The sequence below is a fragment of the Aurantiacibacter xanthus genome, from assembly GCF_003584015.1.
GTDB lineage: Bacteria > Pseudomonadota > Alphaproteobacteria > Sphingomonadales > Sphingomonadaceae > Alteraurantiacibacter > Alteraurantiacibacter xanthus.
The window spans coordinates 1-14,734 of sequence record NZ_QXFM01000052.1 but is presented as its reverse complement, the minus strand read 5'-3'; the positions used below and the strand labels follow the sequence as shown (position 1 = coordinate 14,734).

11 protein-coding genes and 1 pseudogene are annotated in these 14,734 nt (G+C 65.4%); 5 read left to right on the top strand and 7 right to left on the bottom strand.

What is annotated here, in order from left to right; all coding sequences use genetic code 11:
- Positions 1-487 (bottom strand): annotated as a pseudogene (locus D2V17_RS05080) (sensor histidine kinase); the annotation flags it as partial.
- Between the two features lie 258 nt (positions 488-745).
- Between D2V17_RS05080 and D2V17_RS05075 the strand changes: the two are divergent.
- The gene (locus tag D2V17_RS05075) at positions 746-1,210 is read left to right on the top strand and encodes an Lrp/AsnC family transcriptional regulator (protein ID WP_119592015.1); all 465 of its coding nucleotides are present in this window, start codon (positions 746-748) and stop codon (positions 1,208-1,210) included.
- Positions 1,211-1,267: 57 nt separating this feature from the next.
- Positions 1,268-1,687: a hypothetical protein gene (locus D2V17_RS05070; RefSeq protein ID WP_119592014.1), complete on the top strand. Its 420-nt coding sequence runs from the start codon at positions 1,268-1,270 to the stop codon at positions 1,685-1,687.
- Between the two features lie 9 nt (positions 1,688-1,696).
- Here the strand turns inward: D2V17_RS05070 and accC are convergent, their stop codons facing one another.
- The 4 genes from accC to D2V17_RS05050 all read right to left on the bottom strand — a co-directional run bounded on the left by accC (position 1,697) and on the right by D2V17_RS05050 (position 4,604).
- A complete protein-coding gene (gene accC / locus D2V17_RS05065) occupies positions 1,697-3,046 on the bottom strand; it encodes an acetyl-CoA carboxylase biotin carboxylase subunit (protein ID WP_119592012.1) in 1,350 nt (449 codons plus the stop codon).
- Complete coding sequence (gene accB / locus D2V17_RS05060; RefSeq protein ID WP_245978550.1) at positions 3,046-3,537, bottom strand: acetyl-CoA carboxylase biotin carboxyl carrier protein; 492 nt, start codon at positions 3,535-3,537, stop codon at positions 3,046-3,048. The genes accC and accB overlap by 1 nt, the downstream gene beginning before the upstream one ends.
- A 93-nt stretch (positions 3,538-3,630) precedes the next feature.
- Positions 3,631-4,065, bottom strand: a complete 435-nt coding sequence (aroQ, locus tag D2V17_RS05055) for a type II 3-dehydroquinate dehydratase (RefSeq protein ID WP_119592013.1) — start codon at positions 4,063-4,065, stop codon at positions 3,631-3,633.
- Positions 4,066-4,190: 125 nt separating this feature from the next.
- Positions 4,191-4,604, bottom strand: a complete 414-nt coding sequence (locus D2V17_RS05050) for a holin family protein (protein WP_119592010.1) — start codon at positions 4,602-4,604, stop codon at positions 4,191-4,193.
- Positions 4,605-4,746: 142 nt separating this feature from the next.
- On the opposite strand from D2V17_RS05050, the gene D2V17_RS05045 reads away from it, so the two are divergent.
- Positions 4,747-6,042, top strand: coding sequence for a cytochrome b/b6 domain-containing protein (locus D2V17_RS05045; RefSeq protein WP_119592009.1), 1,296 nt, complete (start codon positions 4,747-4,749; stop codon positions 6,040-6,042).
- 28 nt (positions 6,043-6,070) lie between these two features.
- Here the strand turns inward: D2V17_RS05045 and D2V17_RS05040 are convergent, their stop codons facing one another.
- Positions 6,071-6,787, bottom strand: a complete 717-nt coding sequence (locus tag D2V17_RS05040) for a response regulator transcription factor (RefSeq protein WP_119592008.1) — start codon at positions 6,785-6,787, stop codon at positions 6,071-6,073.
- Positions 6,787-8,385 carry a sensor histidine kinase gene (locus D2V17_RS05035; protein ID WP_220474066.1) on the bottom strand — a complete coding sequence of 533 codons (1,599 nt, stop codon included), beginning with the start codon at positions 8,383-8,385 and terminating at the stop codon, positions 6,787-6,789. The genes D2V17_RS05040 and D2V17_RS05035 overlap by 1 nt, the downstream gene beginning before the upstream one ends.
- A 424-nt stretch (positions 8,386-8,809) precedes the next feature.
- Between D2V17_RS05035 and D2V17_RS05030 the strand changes: the two genes are divergently transcribed.
- Complete coding sequence (locus D2V17_RS05030; protein WP_119592006.1) at positions 8,810-12,523, top strand: TonB-dependent receptor domain-containing protein; 3,714 nt, start codon at positions 8,810-8,812, stop codon at positions 12,521-12,523.
- A gap of 44 nt (positions 12,524-12,567) precedes the next feature.
- Positions 12,568-14,734: G8 domain-containing protein (locus tag D2V17_RS05025; RefSeq protein WP_119592005.1), on the top strand; the 2,167-nt coding region annotated here is incomplete at its 3' end.

Genomic DNA, 14,734 nt, shown 5'->3' with positions numbered 1-14,734 from the left:
GGGCAGGAGCGGCCTGCGCAGTTGGCGCGCTGCGCGTGTCATGGCTCGCGTCTCCCAGCACCAGATCGCCGACGCCGAGCCGAGCCAGCAGCGCATTGGCGCTGGCGGGCAGGTCGCGGCGATGGCGCAGGAACCCGCGCGAGGAGATCGGCAGGCGGGGGATCAGATCAAGCCATTGCGCCTCGGTCAGCCGCGCCGTGGCCATGGCGGCAGCGCCGATGCGCGGCTCGCCTTCCACCAGCAGCGCAACCAACTGCGGATTGCGCAGCCTGAGCCCGCTCTCGCGCAGGATGCGGACCTGCTCTTCGGGGGCGATCAGCTGGCGCAGTTCGGCCAGCCGCGCGAATCCGTCTGTGCCGAGCGGGCTTGTCGCCTGCTCCTCACGCAGCGTGCCGAGCAGGTCGAGCAACTGGCGGAACTGCGTCGGCTGCCCCGCCTGCCCGAGCGCGGTCATGCGCAGCACTGTGGCGAGACGGTCGTCGAACAAGGGTAAAGCGCTCCGCGAAAGGGATGAGGCATCCGGACGAATACGGCGTTACCTCGCAACCGCGTGTTTGGCATTGGTGCTGGCAGGCTGCGTCGCAAAAAGGGACAGGCTGAAGAGCAGATAATAACATTTCCGCACAACAGGCTTGCGCATTCCGGTTGTTTCCTCAAGAAAGTTGCACTTGGATCCAGATCGGGGCGCATGTTCGGTGCAGGAGAGTGCCGCACAATGGCCGTGATCAGCAAAGGGGGCAGGGCCATGGGCACGCTGGACGCTATCGACCGGAAATTGCTGGCTGAACTTCAGGCCGAGGGCCGGGTGACCAATGTCGACCTCGCCAGCCGGGTTGGGCTGACCGCGCCGCCCTGCCTGCGCCGGGTGCGCGCGCTGGAGGAAGAGGGCGTGATTCGCGGCTATCACGCCGACCTCGATCCCTCGAAACTGGGCTATGCGATCACGGTGTTCGCGATGGTGTCACTGCGCAGCCAGGCCGAGGAAGACCTGCGCGGTTTTGAAGAGCACATGCGCGGGCTGCCCGAGGTGCGCGAGTGCCACATGCTCAATGGCGAGATCGACTTCATCCTGAAGATCGTCAGCCACGATTTGCAGAGCTTTCAGGAATTCCTCACCAGCAAGCTGACCCCCGCGCCCAACGTGGCGAGCGTGAAGACTTCGCTGACGATCCGCACTGCGAAGAACGAACCGGGGGTCCCGCTGGGCTGACCTGGGGTGAGATGCTCAGTCTCGCTTTTCGTTTGTTCGGCTTTGCTTTTTGCCGAAATGGCCTCGGCCACCGATATTGCAGGGCCTGGCCGGTTTTGCGGTTATTCGCCCATCATAGATTTGCAGCCGGGTGAGGAAATTACGACGCTCGACGCGGGCATCCACGCCGGGCGATTCCGTTGGGATGGCAATTTTGGAAGTCTTGAAGTCGATGGGATCGGCTGGGCAGGTCGTCCATCAGGACGGATTGAACGACCTGCAAGTGCAGAACTGCCAGCTCGATTCGGCGAACGACGAACCAATGGGAAGTACGTCGTTGCCTTGTGGAATGGTCGGCAGGGCGCGGCCTATTTTCGATCCAGCTCCCGGATAACAGACGCACAGATCGAGGCTATCGACCGTGTGCGCCTGTTTCAGGAAGGTGAAGAACCGGAAGGCTGTGATCGTCGCAGCATTTCCGTTTGGGGCGTAGACTGAAAGTTCGCCTCAGCCCTCGCGGGTCTCCAGCCACTCTTCGAGCCACTTGATCGTGTAGTCGCCGTTGATCACGTCCTCGTTCCGCACCAGCGCCTGGTGCAGCGGAATCGAGGTCTTCACGCCTTCGACCACCATCTCCTCCAGCGCCCGACGCAGACGCATCAGGCAGCCTTCGCGGGTACGGCCGTAGACGATCAGCTTGGCGATCATCGAATCGTAGTAAGGCGGGATCGAATAGCCCGAGTAGAGCCCGCTATCGACGCGCACATGCATGCCGCCCGCCGGGTGATAGGCCGTGACCTTGCCCGGTGACGGGGCGAAGGTGAACGGGTCTTCCGCGTTGATCCGGCACTCGATCGCGTGGCCCTTGAACTCGAGCTCGTCCTGCGTGACCGACAGCGGCTTGCCGTCGGCAATGCGGATCTGCTCGCGCACGAGGTCGACGCCGGTGATCGCTTCGGTCACCGGGTGTTCGACCTGCAGGCGGGTGTTCATCTCGATGAAGTAGAACTCGCCGTTTTCCCACAGGAACTCGATCGTGCCCGCGCCGCGATAGCCCATGTCGGCCATGGCCTTGGCCACGATGCCGCCCATGCGCGCGCGCTCTTCGGGCGAGATGACGGGCGAGGGCGCTTCCTCGAACACCTTCTGGTGGCGGCGCTGCAACGAACAGTCGCGCTCGCCGAGGTGGATCGCGTTGCCCTTGCCGTCGCCGAACACCTGAAACTCGATGTGGCGCGGATTGCCGAGGTACTTCTCGACGTACATGGTGTCGTCACCGAAGGCGGCCTTGGCTTCCGACTTCGCCTGATTGACGAGGCTTTCAAGGTTCTCCGGCCCCGGAATGACCTTCATGCCGCGCCCGCCGCCACCGGCTGCGGCCTTGACCAGCACCGGATAGCCGCATTCGGCGGCCACGGCGCGGATCTCGTCCATCGTCTCCACCGCACCGGCTGATCCCGGCACCAGCGGCAGACCCAGCGCACCGGCGGTCTTCTTGGCGGCGACCTTGTCGCCCATGGTGCGGATATGCTCGGGCTTGGGGCCGATCCAGATCAGGTCGTGCGCCTCGACGATCTCGGCGAACTTCTCGTTCTCCGAGAGGAAGCCGTAGCCGGGGTGGATCGCATCGGCGCCGGTGATCTCCGCCGCCGAGATGATCGCCGCCTGATTGAGGTAGCTGTCGGTGGCGGACGGCGGGCCGATGCACACGGCATGGTCGGCCAGCCGCACGTGCATGGCATCGGCATCGGCGGTCGAGTGAACCGCGACCGTCTCGATGCCCATTTCGTGCGCGGCCCGGTGAACGCGCAGCGCGATCTCGCCGCGGTTCGCGATCAGTATGCGCTTGATCGCCATCAGTTCAGGATCACCAGCGGCTGGTCGAATTCGACCGGCTCGGCATTGCCGACGAGGATCTCGCCCACGGTGCCGTCCTTGGGGGCGGTGATCGGGTTCATCACCTTCATCGCTTCCACGATCAGCAGCGTGTCACCCGCCTTCACCTTGTCACCCACCGCGATGAACGCCGGCGAGTTCGGGTCGGACGCCATATAGGCGGTGCCGACCATGGGCGACTTCACTGCATTGGCGAGGTCGGTCGGTGCGGGAGCTGCCGGGGCCGCAGCAGGTGCGGGGGCCGCTACGGGAGCGGCGGCGGCTGGGGCGGGGACGCTGACGGCGGCCGGAGCCACGATCACTTCGCGCGAAAGGCGGATGCTGCGATCGCCTTCCTCAACCTCGATTTCGGTCAGGCCCGTTTCGGCGAGCAGCTCGGCCAGCTCGCGCACCAGCGCGGTGTCTACCGTCATGCCCGACTTACGGCCAGAAGCCGGCTTAGAATCTGCCATGCAATTCCTCAGTACTAACGTCTTTGTGATGACCGCCCGCGCTAGTGCCTGTCGTCGCGCATGGCAAGTCTGCGCTCGGTGCAGGTGGGGCAATCAGAACCGCGCTGCTGCCTCCAGCGCCAGTTCGTATCCGTAAACGCCCATGCCGGTGATCGCGCCCTTAGCGGCCATGCCGACATAGGAATGGTGGCGGAAGTCCTCGCGCGCGGCGGGGTTGGAGATGTGGACCTCGATCACCGGCGTGGTGATGGAACGGATCGCGTCGTAGAGCGCAAGGCTGGTGTGGGTATAGGCCCCGGCATTGAGGATAACCGCCCTCGCGCCATCGGCCTGCGCCTCGTGCAGCCAGTCGATCAGGTGCCCTTCGTGGTTCGACTGGCGCATCTCGATCACCAGCCCCAGCGCGGAAGCGCGTTCATCCAGCCGGGCGGCGACGTCGTCGAGCGTGTCGGAGCCGTAGATCTCGGGTTCGCGCGTGCCGAGCAGGTTGAGGTTCGGGCCATTGAGTACGTACACAGTCTGGGTCATGGCGCCCTGCATAGCCGCACTCGCCATTGGCGCAAAGGGTGATGGCGTGGTCCGGCCAAGGTGTGACAGGTGTGACAGTGTCCAGACGGGAAAAGCGGACGCTGTCACACCTTCCTCCAACCGGCCTACTGGTCGATGCCCTTGATCTTGCCCCACTGGCGCGCCGCCGTGTAGCCGAGATAGCCGGTGCCGAACAACGCATAGAGCGGCTCGGGCAGGCCATTGAGGTAGGCGTTCATGCCGCTGGCGATCTCCTTCGCGGTGGAGGGATTGAACGCGGCCAGCACGCCCATCGGCAGCGCGAACAGCAGCATCACGTACATCACATAGAGAAAGCTCGGGCGCGCCCGGCTGGTCCACGGGTCGGACGACTGCGCTTCAGCGACGATAGCCGCCAATCGCGCCTTGATCGCCTCCATCTCCTGCGTTCCTTCGAGGCGGAGCAGTTCGAGCTTGGCGCGTTCGCGCGCCTGCGGGTCGGGGATAATCTTGTCGATCAGCGAGGCAATGGGGCCGATCAGGGTTTCGAGCAGAGCCATGAACCGTGTCCTTAGGTTAGAGTCGCTCGGTGCGTGAACCATAACGGTTTGTGTAGGAAAGCGGTTTGCTATTTGATCGTGTCATTTAATCGGTTATCACCCCAATCGTTACGGGACTTGCGGGACGCGAGAGGGGCTTTCGATGCTGGGTGGTGGACAACAACGGTATTCCGGCGGGGCGATCCTGCTGCACTGGCTTCTCGCGCTGTTGCTGGCGGGCGAGCTGGCGCTGGGCTTTGCCATGCCGCGCGATGCCAGCGGGTTCGAGCTGTACCAGTTGCACAAGTCCATCGGCATCACGATCCTGTTGCTGACCTTCGTGCGGCTCGGCTGGCGCATGACGCACAAGCGCCCGCCGAAGATGGAGGGCGGACTTAACGGCTTCCTCGCCAGCGCGGTGCATGTCGGCTTCTATGTGCTGATGGTCGGCGTGCCGCTGACCGGCTGGGCGATTGTCTCGACCTCGGCGATCAGCGTGCCGACGATGATCTTCGGTGTCGTGCCCTGGCCGCACCTGCCGCTTGATGGGGCGATGAACCACACGTTCGAAGAGGCGCACGAGATTCTCGCCAAGGTCGGCATCGGCCTTTTCGTGCTCCACGTGGCCGGGGCCTTGCGGCACCATTTCCTGATGCGCGATTCGCTGCTTGGCCGCATGGCGCCGGGCGGGGCGGGCGCGGTGTCGCTGGCGCTCATGGTCGCGGTGATCGGGCTGTGGGCGGCGGTCTATTTCGGGCTGGGCGGCGGCGCCGGGCACGATCACGAGCATGAGGAAGAGCAGGCGCAGGAAACCACGCTGCCGCCCGATGGCTCGCAGGCCGATGGCCGCGTGGCGCTCGCGGCTGACGAAGCGGCGGCAGAGCCGGTTGCCGAAGACGAGGCAGAGGCCATCGCCGAGGAGGCCGCGACCGCGGCAGAGCCCGAACCTGAGGCGACCGAAACGGCTGGCCCGCCGCCGTCGTGGACGATCCAGCCCGGCGGCAAGCTCGGCTTCAACGTCGACAATGGCGGCATGGCGCTGAATGGCAGCTTCTCGCGCTGGAGCGGCACCATCGCGATGGACCCCGAAGCGCCCGAAAGCGCGCGCATCGCCATCGAGATCGACCTTGCCAGCGCCTCGCTCGGCGACGGAACGCAGGATGCGATGCTCAAGGGGCCGGACTTCCTCGGCGCCGGATCGAGCCCGACGGCAACCTGGCGGTCGACCAGCGTGCGCCGGGTCAGCGGCAATCGCTACACCGCAGAGGGCACGCTCACCCTCAAGGGGGCGAGCCGCCCGCAGCGGATTGCCTTCACGCTTGGCGGCAGCGGCGCGCGGCGCTCGGTCACCGGCACGGCGACGATCGACCGCAAGGCGTTCAACGTCGGCACCGGCGATGCGGCGGCAAGCGTTGCCTCAAGCGTGAATGTCAGCTTCGCCTTCGACGCCACGCGGTGAGCGGGCGGGGGTGGCTGACGGCCGCCTCCTATCCGATACGCTTCAGGGCAGGCTCGGGCAGGTCCATCGCCGGATCGAGGCGGTAGCCATAGCTCCTGATGGTCCTGATCCAGCCGGTATCGCGGTCCCACCGCATCTTGCTGCGCAGGCGGCGAATGTAGACGTCCACCACATTGGTCAGCGGATCGGAATCGTAACCCCAGACCTTGTTCAGGATGTGGGTGCGGCTGAACACCCGCCCCGGCGAGGATAGCAGCAGGTCCAGCAGCTGATACTCCTTGGCGGTGAGGTCAATCGGCTCCTGATCGAGAAACACCTGCATCGATTGCCGGTCGATCCGCACGTTGCCCAGTTCCAGAACCGCGGGCGCGCCGCAGGTATAGCCGCGCCCCCGCCGCGCGAGGGCCTCCAGACGGGCGAGCAGCTCCTCGAAGTCGAACGGTTTGGTGAGATAGTCGTCCGCCCCGCCGCGCAGGCATTCGACCTTGTCCTCGGTATGGTCGAGCGCGGTCAGCATCAGGATCGGCGTGGGCACGCCCGACTGGCGCAGCTGCCGGCACACCTCGCGGCCATTGAGGCCCGGAAGCATGACATCGAGGATCATCACGTCGTAGCTCTCGGCCTGAGCCCTTTGCAGCCCGTCGATCCCGTCCCTCGCGGCGGCCACGACATAGCCTTCGGCCTCCAGGCCCCGGCGCACGAAGCGGCGGACACGTTCGTCGTCTTCGACCAGCAGCAGCTCCATCAGGCGGCCACCTTGTCCAGCGCGGGCAGGGGGAAATACAAGGTGGCGACCGTCCCGCCAGCCGGATGCGGGGCCAGCGCGGTATGGCCGCCATGCGCCAGCACCAGCGCCTTGACGAGGCTGAGGCCGAGGCCCGATCCTTCCCCGCGCGTCTCGCCGCGATGGAACCGTTCGAACAGCCGGTTCGCCTGCGCGAAATCGAGCCCCGGCCCGGTGTCGCGCACGCAGATCGCCACATGGTCGGGCGTGGCAAAGGCCTCGACCGTGATGTCGACGCCCGCTGGCGAATGGCGCAGCGAATTCTCGATCAGCGCGGCGAGCGCGCGGCGAATGCGGTCATGATCGCCATAGGCAAGGATGGCGCGGCCCGGCACCGAGCGGATCGAGCCGCCCATCTCGCTCACCAGCGTCTCGAAATCGAGCGCCACCTGGGCGCCCAGTTCGCGCAGATCCAGCACCTCGCGTTCGAGCGGCAGATGCCCGGCCTCGGCTACCGCGATGAGGAGCAGCTCATCGACCATGCGGCTGAGATCGTGGGTCTGTTGCAGAATGCGGTCGAAGGCTTCCTGCGGCTCGATCCAGCTGCGGTCGCAGGTGCGCAGCGCGACCTGCGCCTCGCCGCGAATGATGGTCAGCGGGGTGCGCAGTTCGTGGCTGACATCGGCGAGGAAGGCGCGGCGGCGCTCGTCGGCGGCGGCGAGCTGGGCATTGGCCTGTTCCAGCTCTTCGGTGCGTTCGGCGACTGCCCGTTCGAGGCCGAGCTGGATCTGGCGCAGGGCCTCCTGCTTTTCGGCGATGGTCGCGGCCATGGAATCGAAGGCGTGCGACAGCCGCGCGAACTCGTCGCGCCCGGACAATCCGACGCGGTGTTGCAAATCGCCCTTGCCGAAGGCGACCACGCCTTCCTCCAGCCGCCGCAGGGCGGGGCCAAGGCGGGCTTGCAACAGATATTGCACGGTGAGCGAGAACAGCAGCGCAAGAACGATCCCGCCCACCGATGCATAGATCGCCGCGCTGATCAGCGACTGGGCGTGGCGCGTGGCCGAGGCGACCGCGCCGTTGCCGCGCTTGATCTCGCCATTGAGCGTTTCCTGCAGCGAGACGACCGGACGCGTGATCCGCGCCACCTCGCGGATCGCCGGTTGCGAGCCGAGCGAGCGGTAGATCTCGTCAACGCGGGCAACGCGCGCGATCAGCGCGGCCGGATCGCGGAAGTGTTCGACCAAAGCCCGGCCCTGGACGATGATCAGCTGGTTGACGCTCTGCTCGCGCGCGTCGGCCTTGGGCAGCTGCTCGACCTCGGTCAGCAACTCTTCAACCCGCATGCGTGCTTCATCGACCGATTTCTGGCTGGTGGATTCCGGTTGATTAACGCGAGCATAGCTGGCGACCTGATAGCCGCGCGCGGCATCCTGAAGCAGCGAATAGACGCGCACCTGTTCATGCGTTCGCTGCGCGGTGATGACCACGTCGTTTGCCCAGGAGGCGGTCAGATACAGAAGGACCGTAAGCACGACGCTTGTCGCCAGACCAGCCAGCGCGGTCGCGCTCAACCGGCCGCGAAGGCTCCATGACTGGAGCCAGCGGTAGGCGCGCATAACCATCCTCTCATTCCCAAGTGAAACCCGCCGTTTCAAGGCCGGTCACTGCCCGTTTTCGGGTCATGTCAGCACCTTAATTGCTTTGCCGTCGAGCGCCACAGGAAATGACCGAAACTCATCTGATGTTAATGTTCCGATAAGGCCGGTTTCATTCGTTCTCCATGTGCCTGTCATCGGAGTCCGCCTAACCCTGACTGATCCGGAACACCGGAAACAGGGGATCACTGAGGCGCAACCTGGCGGCAAGACCTGCGACACAGACGGTCGCACAGGGCTCAGGGAAATCCGGAAATTTGCAGCGCGAAAGGCGCTCGATGCGGTTCGATCGCAAGGCTCGCCGTCCGAGTGGGACGGACGGCGGGAAGAACATGTGACGGCCAGCAAACTGGCCAGGCTTCATTGTTGCAAGGGGGAGAACAAAATGCGCGTTTCGACCAAGGCTGCGGTCTTCAAGGCCCTGCTGCTCGCCGGTGCTGCCGGATCGATCACGGTGGCGAGCCCGTCACTGGCGCAGGGGCAGGCCCCATCCGCCCCGGATTGTCGGGCCGATCCGCTCGACCCGGCCTGCGACACCAGCACTTTCTCTCCGGCGCCGGCGCATGACAGCACCATCGTGGTGACGGGCTCGCGCATCGCGCGTCCTGACTATGAGGCGAGCAGCCCCTTCGTGACGGTCGATGAGGAGTTCCTCGAACAGTCGTCAACCGCCGCCATCGAAGAGCAGCTGAACCGGCTGCCGCAATTCGTCGTCGCGCAGTCGTCGACCACGCTGAACGGCGTGGCCGGGACCGGCGGCCCGGTGGCGGCAGGCACCAGCATCCAGCCCAGCGCCACCAGCACGCCGGGCGCGGCAACGGTCTCGCTGCGCGGTGTGGGGGCCAACCGGACGCTGGTGCTGATCGACGGCCGTCGCGGCACGCCGGGCAATGCCAACGGGACGGTCGATGTCTCGACGATCCCCTCCGCCGCGCTTCAGCGGGTCGAAATCATCTCAGGCGGTGCCTCGGCCACCTATGGCGCCGACGCCATTGCGGGGGTCACGAACTTTATCCTGCGGAAGGATTTTCAGGGCGTCGAGCTGGATGGCCAGATGGGCATCAGCGACGAGTGGAATGGCCTCGAATACCAGCTGTCGGGCATCATCGGCAGCGATTTTGCCGATGGCAAGGGCAATGTCAGCCTGGCGATGTCGATGAACACCCGCGAGGAGCTGTTTCAGCGTGACAACCCGAATTACCCCCGCCTTTGGGAAAACCCGGAGACCACGGTGGGCGCTGCGGCGGCGCTCGGCTCGGGCCGGCCGGGGGTGGCCTTTCCGAACGGCACCTTTGCCGCGAACCTCGTCAACCCGACCACCGGCGCGCCGCTCGCCAATCCGGCGGCGGCCTGCGAGGCGAGCCCGCGCGGCTGCGTGATAACCGACTATTTCGCCGGAGCCTCGCCGGGTGTGCCCAACAATATCACCGCGGTCTATCTCAACAAGGACGGCTCGCTGTTCTCCGGCCTCAACAACTTTGCCTCGCGCGGGGCGGGCGATTTCTTCCAGCCATGGCCCGAACTCGACCAGAAGAACGGCTACTATTTCAAGACCCTGTCATCGGGAACGCTGGCCGCCGTGACCACCAACACGGTGCAGACCGTGCCTTCCACGCGCTACAATTTCCTCGCGCGGGGCAACTTCGCGATCAACGACTGGATCGGCGTGTTCGGGCAGGGGCTGTTCAGCAGCAGCAGCACCTTCACCCAGCTTGAGGCCAGCGCGGCAGGCGACCTGTTCATCCCGTGGGGCACGGGCAAGTATACCGGCGCCATTCCCGGCGCGACCCCTTCGAGCGCCGTCTACCAGAACCCCAATGTGCCATCCGCCGTCATTCCCACGCAGAGCGTGGTGAACGGGCAGATCGTGACGACCTATGCCCCCAATCCGGCGTTCAATGCGATCTACAACGGCATTCTCCCCTGCGCGACGGCGGGAAGCGCGGGCTACAACCCCACCGGCTGCACCAACACCGAGGTGTTTCAGGCGGTGGTGCCCGAGGACATCCAGCAACTGCTGAACGCCCGCGCCAATCCGAACGGGCGCGTGCAGCTGGCAGGGCCGCTGCCCAATCCGCGCCAGAGCTATCAGGACGTGACCACCTTCACCCTGATCGCGGGCCTCGAGGGCTCGGTTCCGGGCACCGACTGGACCTGGGAGGCCTTCGTCAACTACGGCAAGGCGCGCACGATCAGCCGTCAGGTCGGCTATTACTCGCTGAACCGTTTGCGCGCGGTCATGTCGGCCCCCAACTTCGGGCAGAACTTCACCGGCACCGGCAACGCCTTCGGCAACGGTTCCGGCGCAACGACCGGAACCTGCACCAGCGGGCTCAACTTCTTCGGCGGATACGAGGGGATTACGCAGGATTGCCGCGAGGCCATCGCCGAAGACAACACCAGCATCGGCACCTCGCGCCAGACCATCGTCGAAGGCAACGTGCAGGGCGCCTTGATCGATATTCCGTGGACCGGCGACGAGCTGCGCTTTGCGGCGGGCGCGAGCTACCGCGAGCTGCGCTACTCGTTCCTCCCGGCGGCTGGCGCTTCGGCCGGGCGCGAGTTTCAGGACGTTATCGTCGGCGGCCCGTTCAACACCATCATGGAGAACACCGGGATCGACGCCAGGGAAGTCTATGGCGAACTGCTGATCCCGCTCCTCGCCGATTTGCCGTTCGTCGAGCGGCTCAATCTCGAAGTCGGCGGGCGCATTTCCAGCTACAGCCCCGGCGGAACCAGCTATACCTACAAGATCCTCGGTGACTGGGCGGTGACGCCCTGGCTGCGCATTCGCGGCGGCTACAACCGGGCCGAACGCGCGCCCAACGTCGCCGAGCAGATGCTCGAACGGCAGACCGGGATCTCGCTCGACGCCATCGGCGATGGCTGTTCGACCCGCAACGGCAACATCTTCTCGGCCAACCCCAACACGAATACCTCCAGCGCGCTGGATGTGCAGGCGATCTGTCTGGAGCTGATGGCGCGCGATAACGGGGGTGTCTACGCGCCGATCGTCAATGGCGACGGCACGCCCAATCCCAACAGCTTCTACAACCCCGCCGATGCGCAGGCGCGGCAGGGGACGGGCACGATCTTCTCGTTCTCGCCGCGGGTCGGCAATGCGGTGTTCCGGCGCGATTACAATCCCAACGCCACGCTGCTCAAAAGCGAGAAGGCCGACACCTGGACGCTGGGCGTGGTGCTGCGCTCTCCGTTCACCAGCCCGCTGCTGTCGCGGATCAACCTCACGGTCGACTACTACAATATCACCATCAACGACCCGATCTCGGTGCTGGGCGCAGGGGCGCAGCTGCTGCGCTGCATCAGCCCCTATTACAACCCGGCTGCCGAAGGCGTTGCCGCCGGGGCCAACAGCGCGGCTGACCTCAACACGCCGGAAATCCGGGCGCGGGCGCAGGCGGCGATCGCCAATTCGGAATCGACCTGCGGCGATGTCTACCGCTTCCGCAGCGACGGGGTGGGCGGCGAGACCGGCGGCTTCCGGGTCAGCGACGTCATCAGTACCTACGGCAACGAGGGGCAGATCAAGCTGTCGGGTATCGATGCCAACCTGAACTGGAGCATCCCGGCCGGGCCCGGGCGGCTGTCGCTCAACGTCAACGCCAACTACACGCTGGATTCGAGCATCCGCGCTTTCGACGGGCAGCCGCTCATCGACTACACCGGCACCACCGGGATCGGCGCCCTCGGGGTGAGCACGGGTTCGTCGTTCAAATATCGTCTGCTCAGCATCCTCGGCTACAGCTGGGGGCCGGCGCGGGCCTCGTTCCAGTGGCAGCATATCCCGGCCACCGAAGACGGCGGCGAGGCGCAGTTCCTCAACGGGCTGGCACCGGCTGGCACCGACAACAGCGGCCTTCCGGCCTATAATCTGTTCCACTTCAACGCCAGTTTCGAAGTGAACGACAGGCTGCGGCTGCGTTTCGGCGCGGACAACGTGTTCGACATCAAGCCGCCGATCACCGGCATCGACACCGATATCGACCGCTCGCTCGGGGAGCTTCCGGGCGGGAACTACAGCCTGTTCCATGACGTGCAGGGCCGCCGCTTCTCGCTCGGCGCGACCGTGAGCTTCTAGCCGTCGCCTGCCGCCATCCAGTTACGATTCAGGAGAACTTCCTCATGCGCAAACAGTCTCGTCATTACCTGCTTGGCTCGCTGATTCCGGCCAGCCTGATGCTTGGCGCAGCCACCGGCGCTGCCGCGCAGGATGCCCATGCCCACGCTGAACCCGCCGAGGTGGCGGCACCCGCAGCCGTGCGGAGCCTGCGCTGGTCGGACCCTTCCGCCTGGCCCGATGGGCGGGTGCCGCGCGCGGGCGATGCCGTCACCATCGCGCGGGACATGGATGTGGTGCTCGATGTCAGCCCGCCCGCGCTGCGCAGCCTCACCGTCGATGGCAAGCTGCGCTTCTCGGACGAGGCCGATCTCGAACTGACGACCGAATGGATCTACCTGCGGCGCGGCGAACTGCACATCGGCAGCGAGGAGCGGCCCTATACCCGCAAGGCCTCGATCACGCTGACCGACGAGGTTCCGGGCGAAGACATCAACACCATGGGCGACCGGGGGATCGTGCTGATGGGCGGCACGCTCAGCCTTCATGGCGACCGCGAGCACACCTGGAGCAAGCTTGCGAGAACCGCCGAAGCGGGCAGTACCGGCATCGAGGTGCTGGATGCCAGCGGCTGGCGGGTGGGCGACGAGATTGTCCTCGCCTCAACCGACTTCAATCCGCGGCAGGCGGAGAAGCGCACCATTGCGGCGATCGATGGCAATGCGCTCACGCTCGACCGGCCGCTCGACTACATGCACTTCGGCGAGATCACCTTCGGCGTGGACCAGCGCGGCGAGGTCGGCCTGCTGACGCGCAATATCCGCATTCAGGCCTCGGAGGACGCGGAGGAGAACTATTTCGGCGGGCACATCATGGCGATGCCCGGCTCGCAGGTGCGGATATCCGGCATCGAGTTGCAACGGATGGGGCAGAACATGCACCTCGCGCGCTATCCGATGCACTGGCACCTCGTGGGCGAGGGGCAGGGGCAATATATCCGCAACTCGGCCATCCATCACACCTACAGCCGCTGCGTGACCGTGCACGGCACGCATAATGTGCGGGTGGAGAACAATGTCACCTTCGACACCGTCGGCCACTGCTTCTTCCTTGAGGACGGGGTGGAGACGGGCAACCAGTTCGTCAGCAATCTGGGGATCATGACCAAGTGTCACCCCACGCTGCCGTGCCAGCCGACTCATCTGGCACCCGGAGGCCAGCCGCCGGGATATGGGGCGGAGGGCCAGCGGGCCGGGCATGTCCTGCTCCCCTCCGACAACACGGCGTCGACCTTCTGGATCACCAATCCCAACAACCGTTTCGTGGGCAATGTGGCGGCAGGCTCGGATCAGATCGGCTTCTGGTACGCCTTCCCGGTGAACGGGATCGGCCAGTTCCACGATACGGCCACGGGCCTCAACACCTTCCCCCGCCGCAGCCCGGTCGGAGAGTTCCGGGGCAACGTCGCCCATTCGAACTTCGACGGCATGATGTTCGATCGCGGCCCGAACCCCGACAACACCTTCAGCGTGGTGGGCAGCAACTATCACACGGCCCGCGTCGACCCGACCGACCCGGACAGCGAACGGATCGAATCGCTGTTCGAGGACTTCACCGGCTACAAGAACCGGCATGGGGCGATCTGGGGGCGCGGGAAGATGCACCTGTTCCGCAACCTGCGTCTGGCCGACAATGCGATCGGCTTTACCCACGCCGCCGGCGATCTCGCCTCGAACGCGTTTTCCTCCAAGGTGGTCGATTCCGTGTTCGTCGGGGAATCGGCCAATGTCGGCAATCCGGCCACTGCGGCTGAAATCGCCTATGGCCGCAGCCTGCCGCAGGAACAGGCCGACTACCCGATCCGCGGCTATGAATATTATGATTTCCGGCAGGAGCTTGAGAACGTCACCTTCGTGAACTTCGAGGACAACGACACCCGCAAGGTCGGGGCGATATCCTATCTGCTTTACACCAGCTTCGGGATCAGCACCGAGAACTCGGTCGAAGGGCTGACGTTCATCGATGCCAAGCCGGTCTATTTCCCGGCGGTTGAGCAGCGGTGGGGGTCGGACTTCGGGAGCCGTTCGGGCTGGTCGGGTGCGGTGTTCCACGACAAGGACGGTTCCGTCGGGGGTGTGCCCGATTCCTATATCGTGATCGACAATGGCATCGCTTCCGATCCTGAGGCCTGCGAGATCAGACCGGCCTGGAACGCGGCGGTGTGCCGGGGGG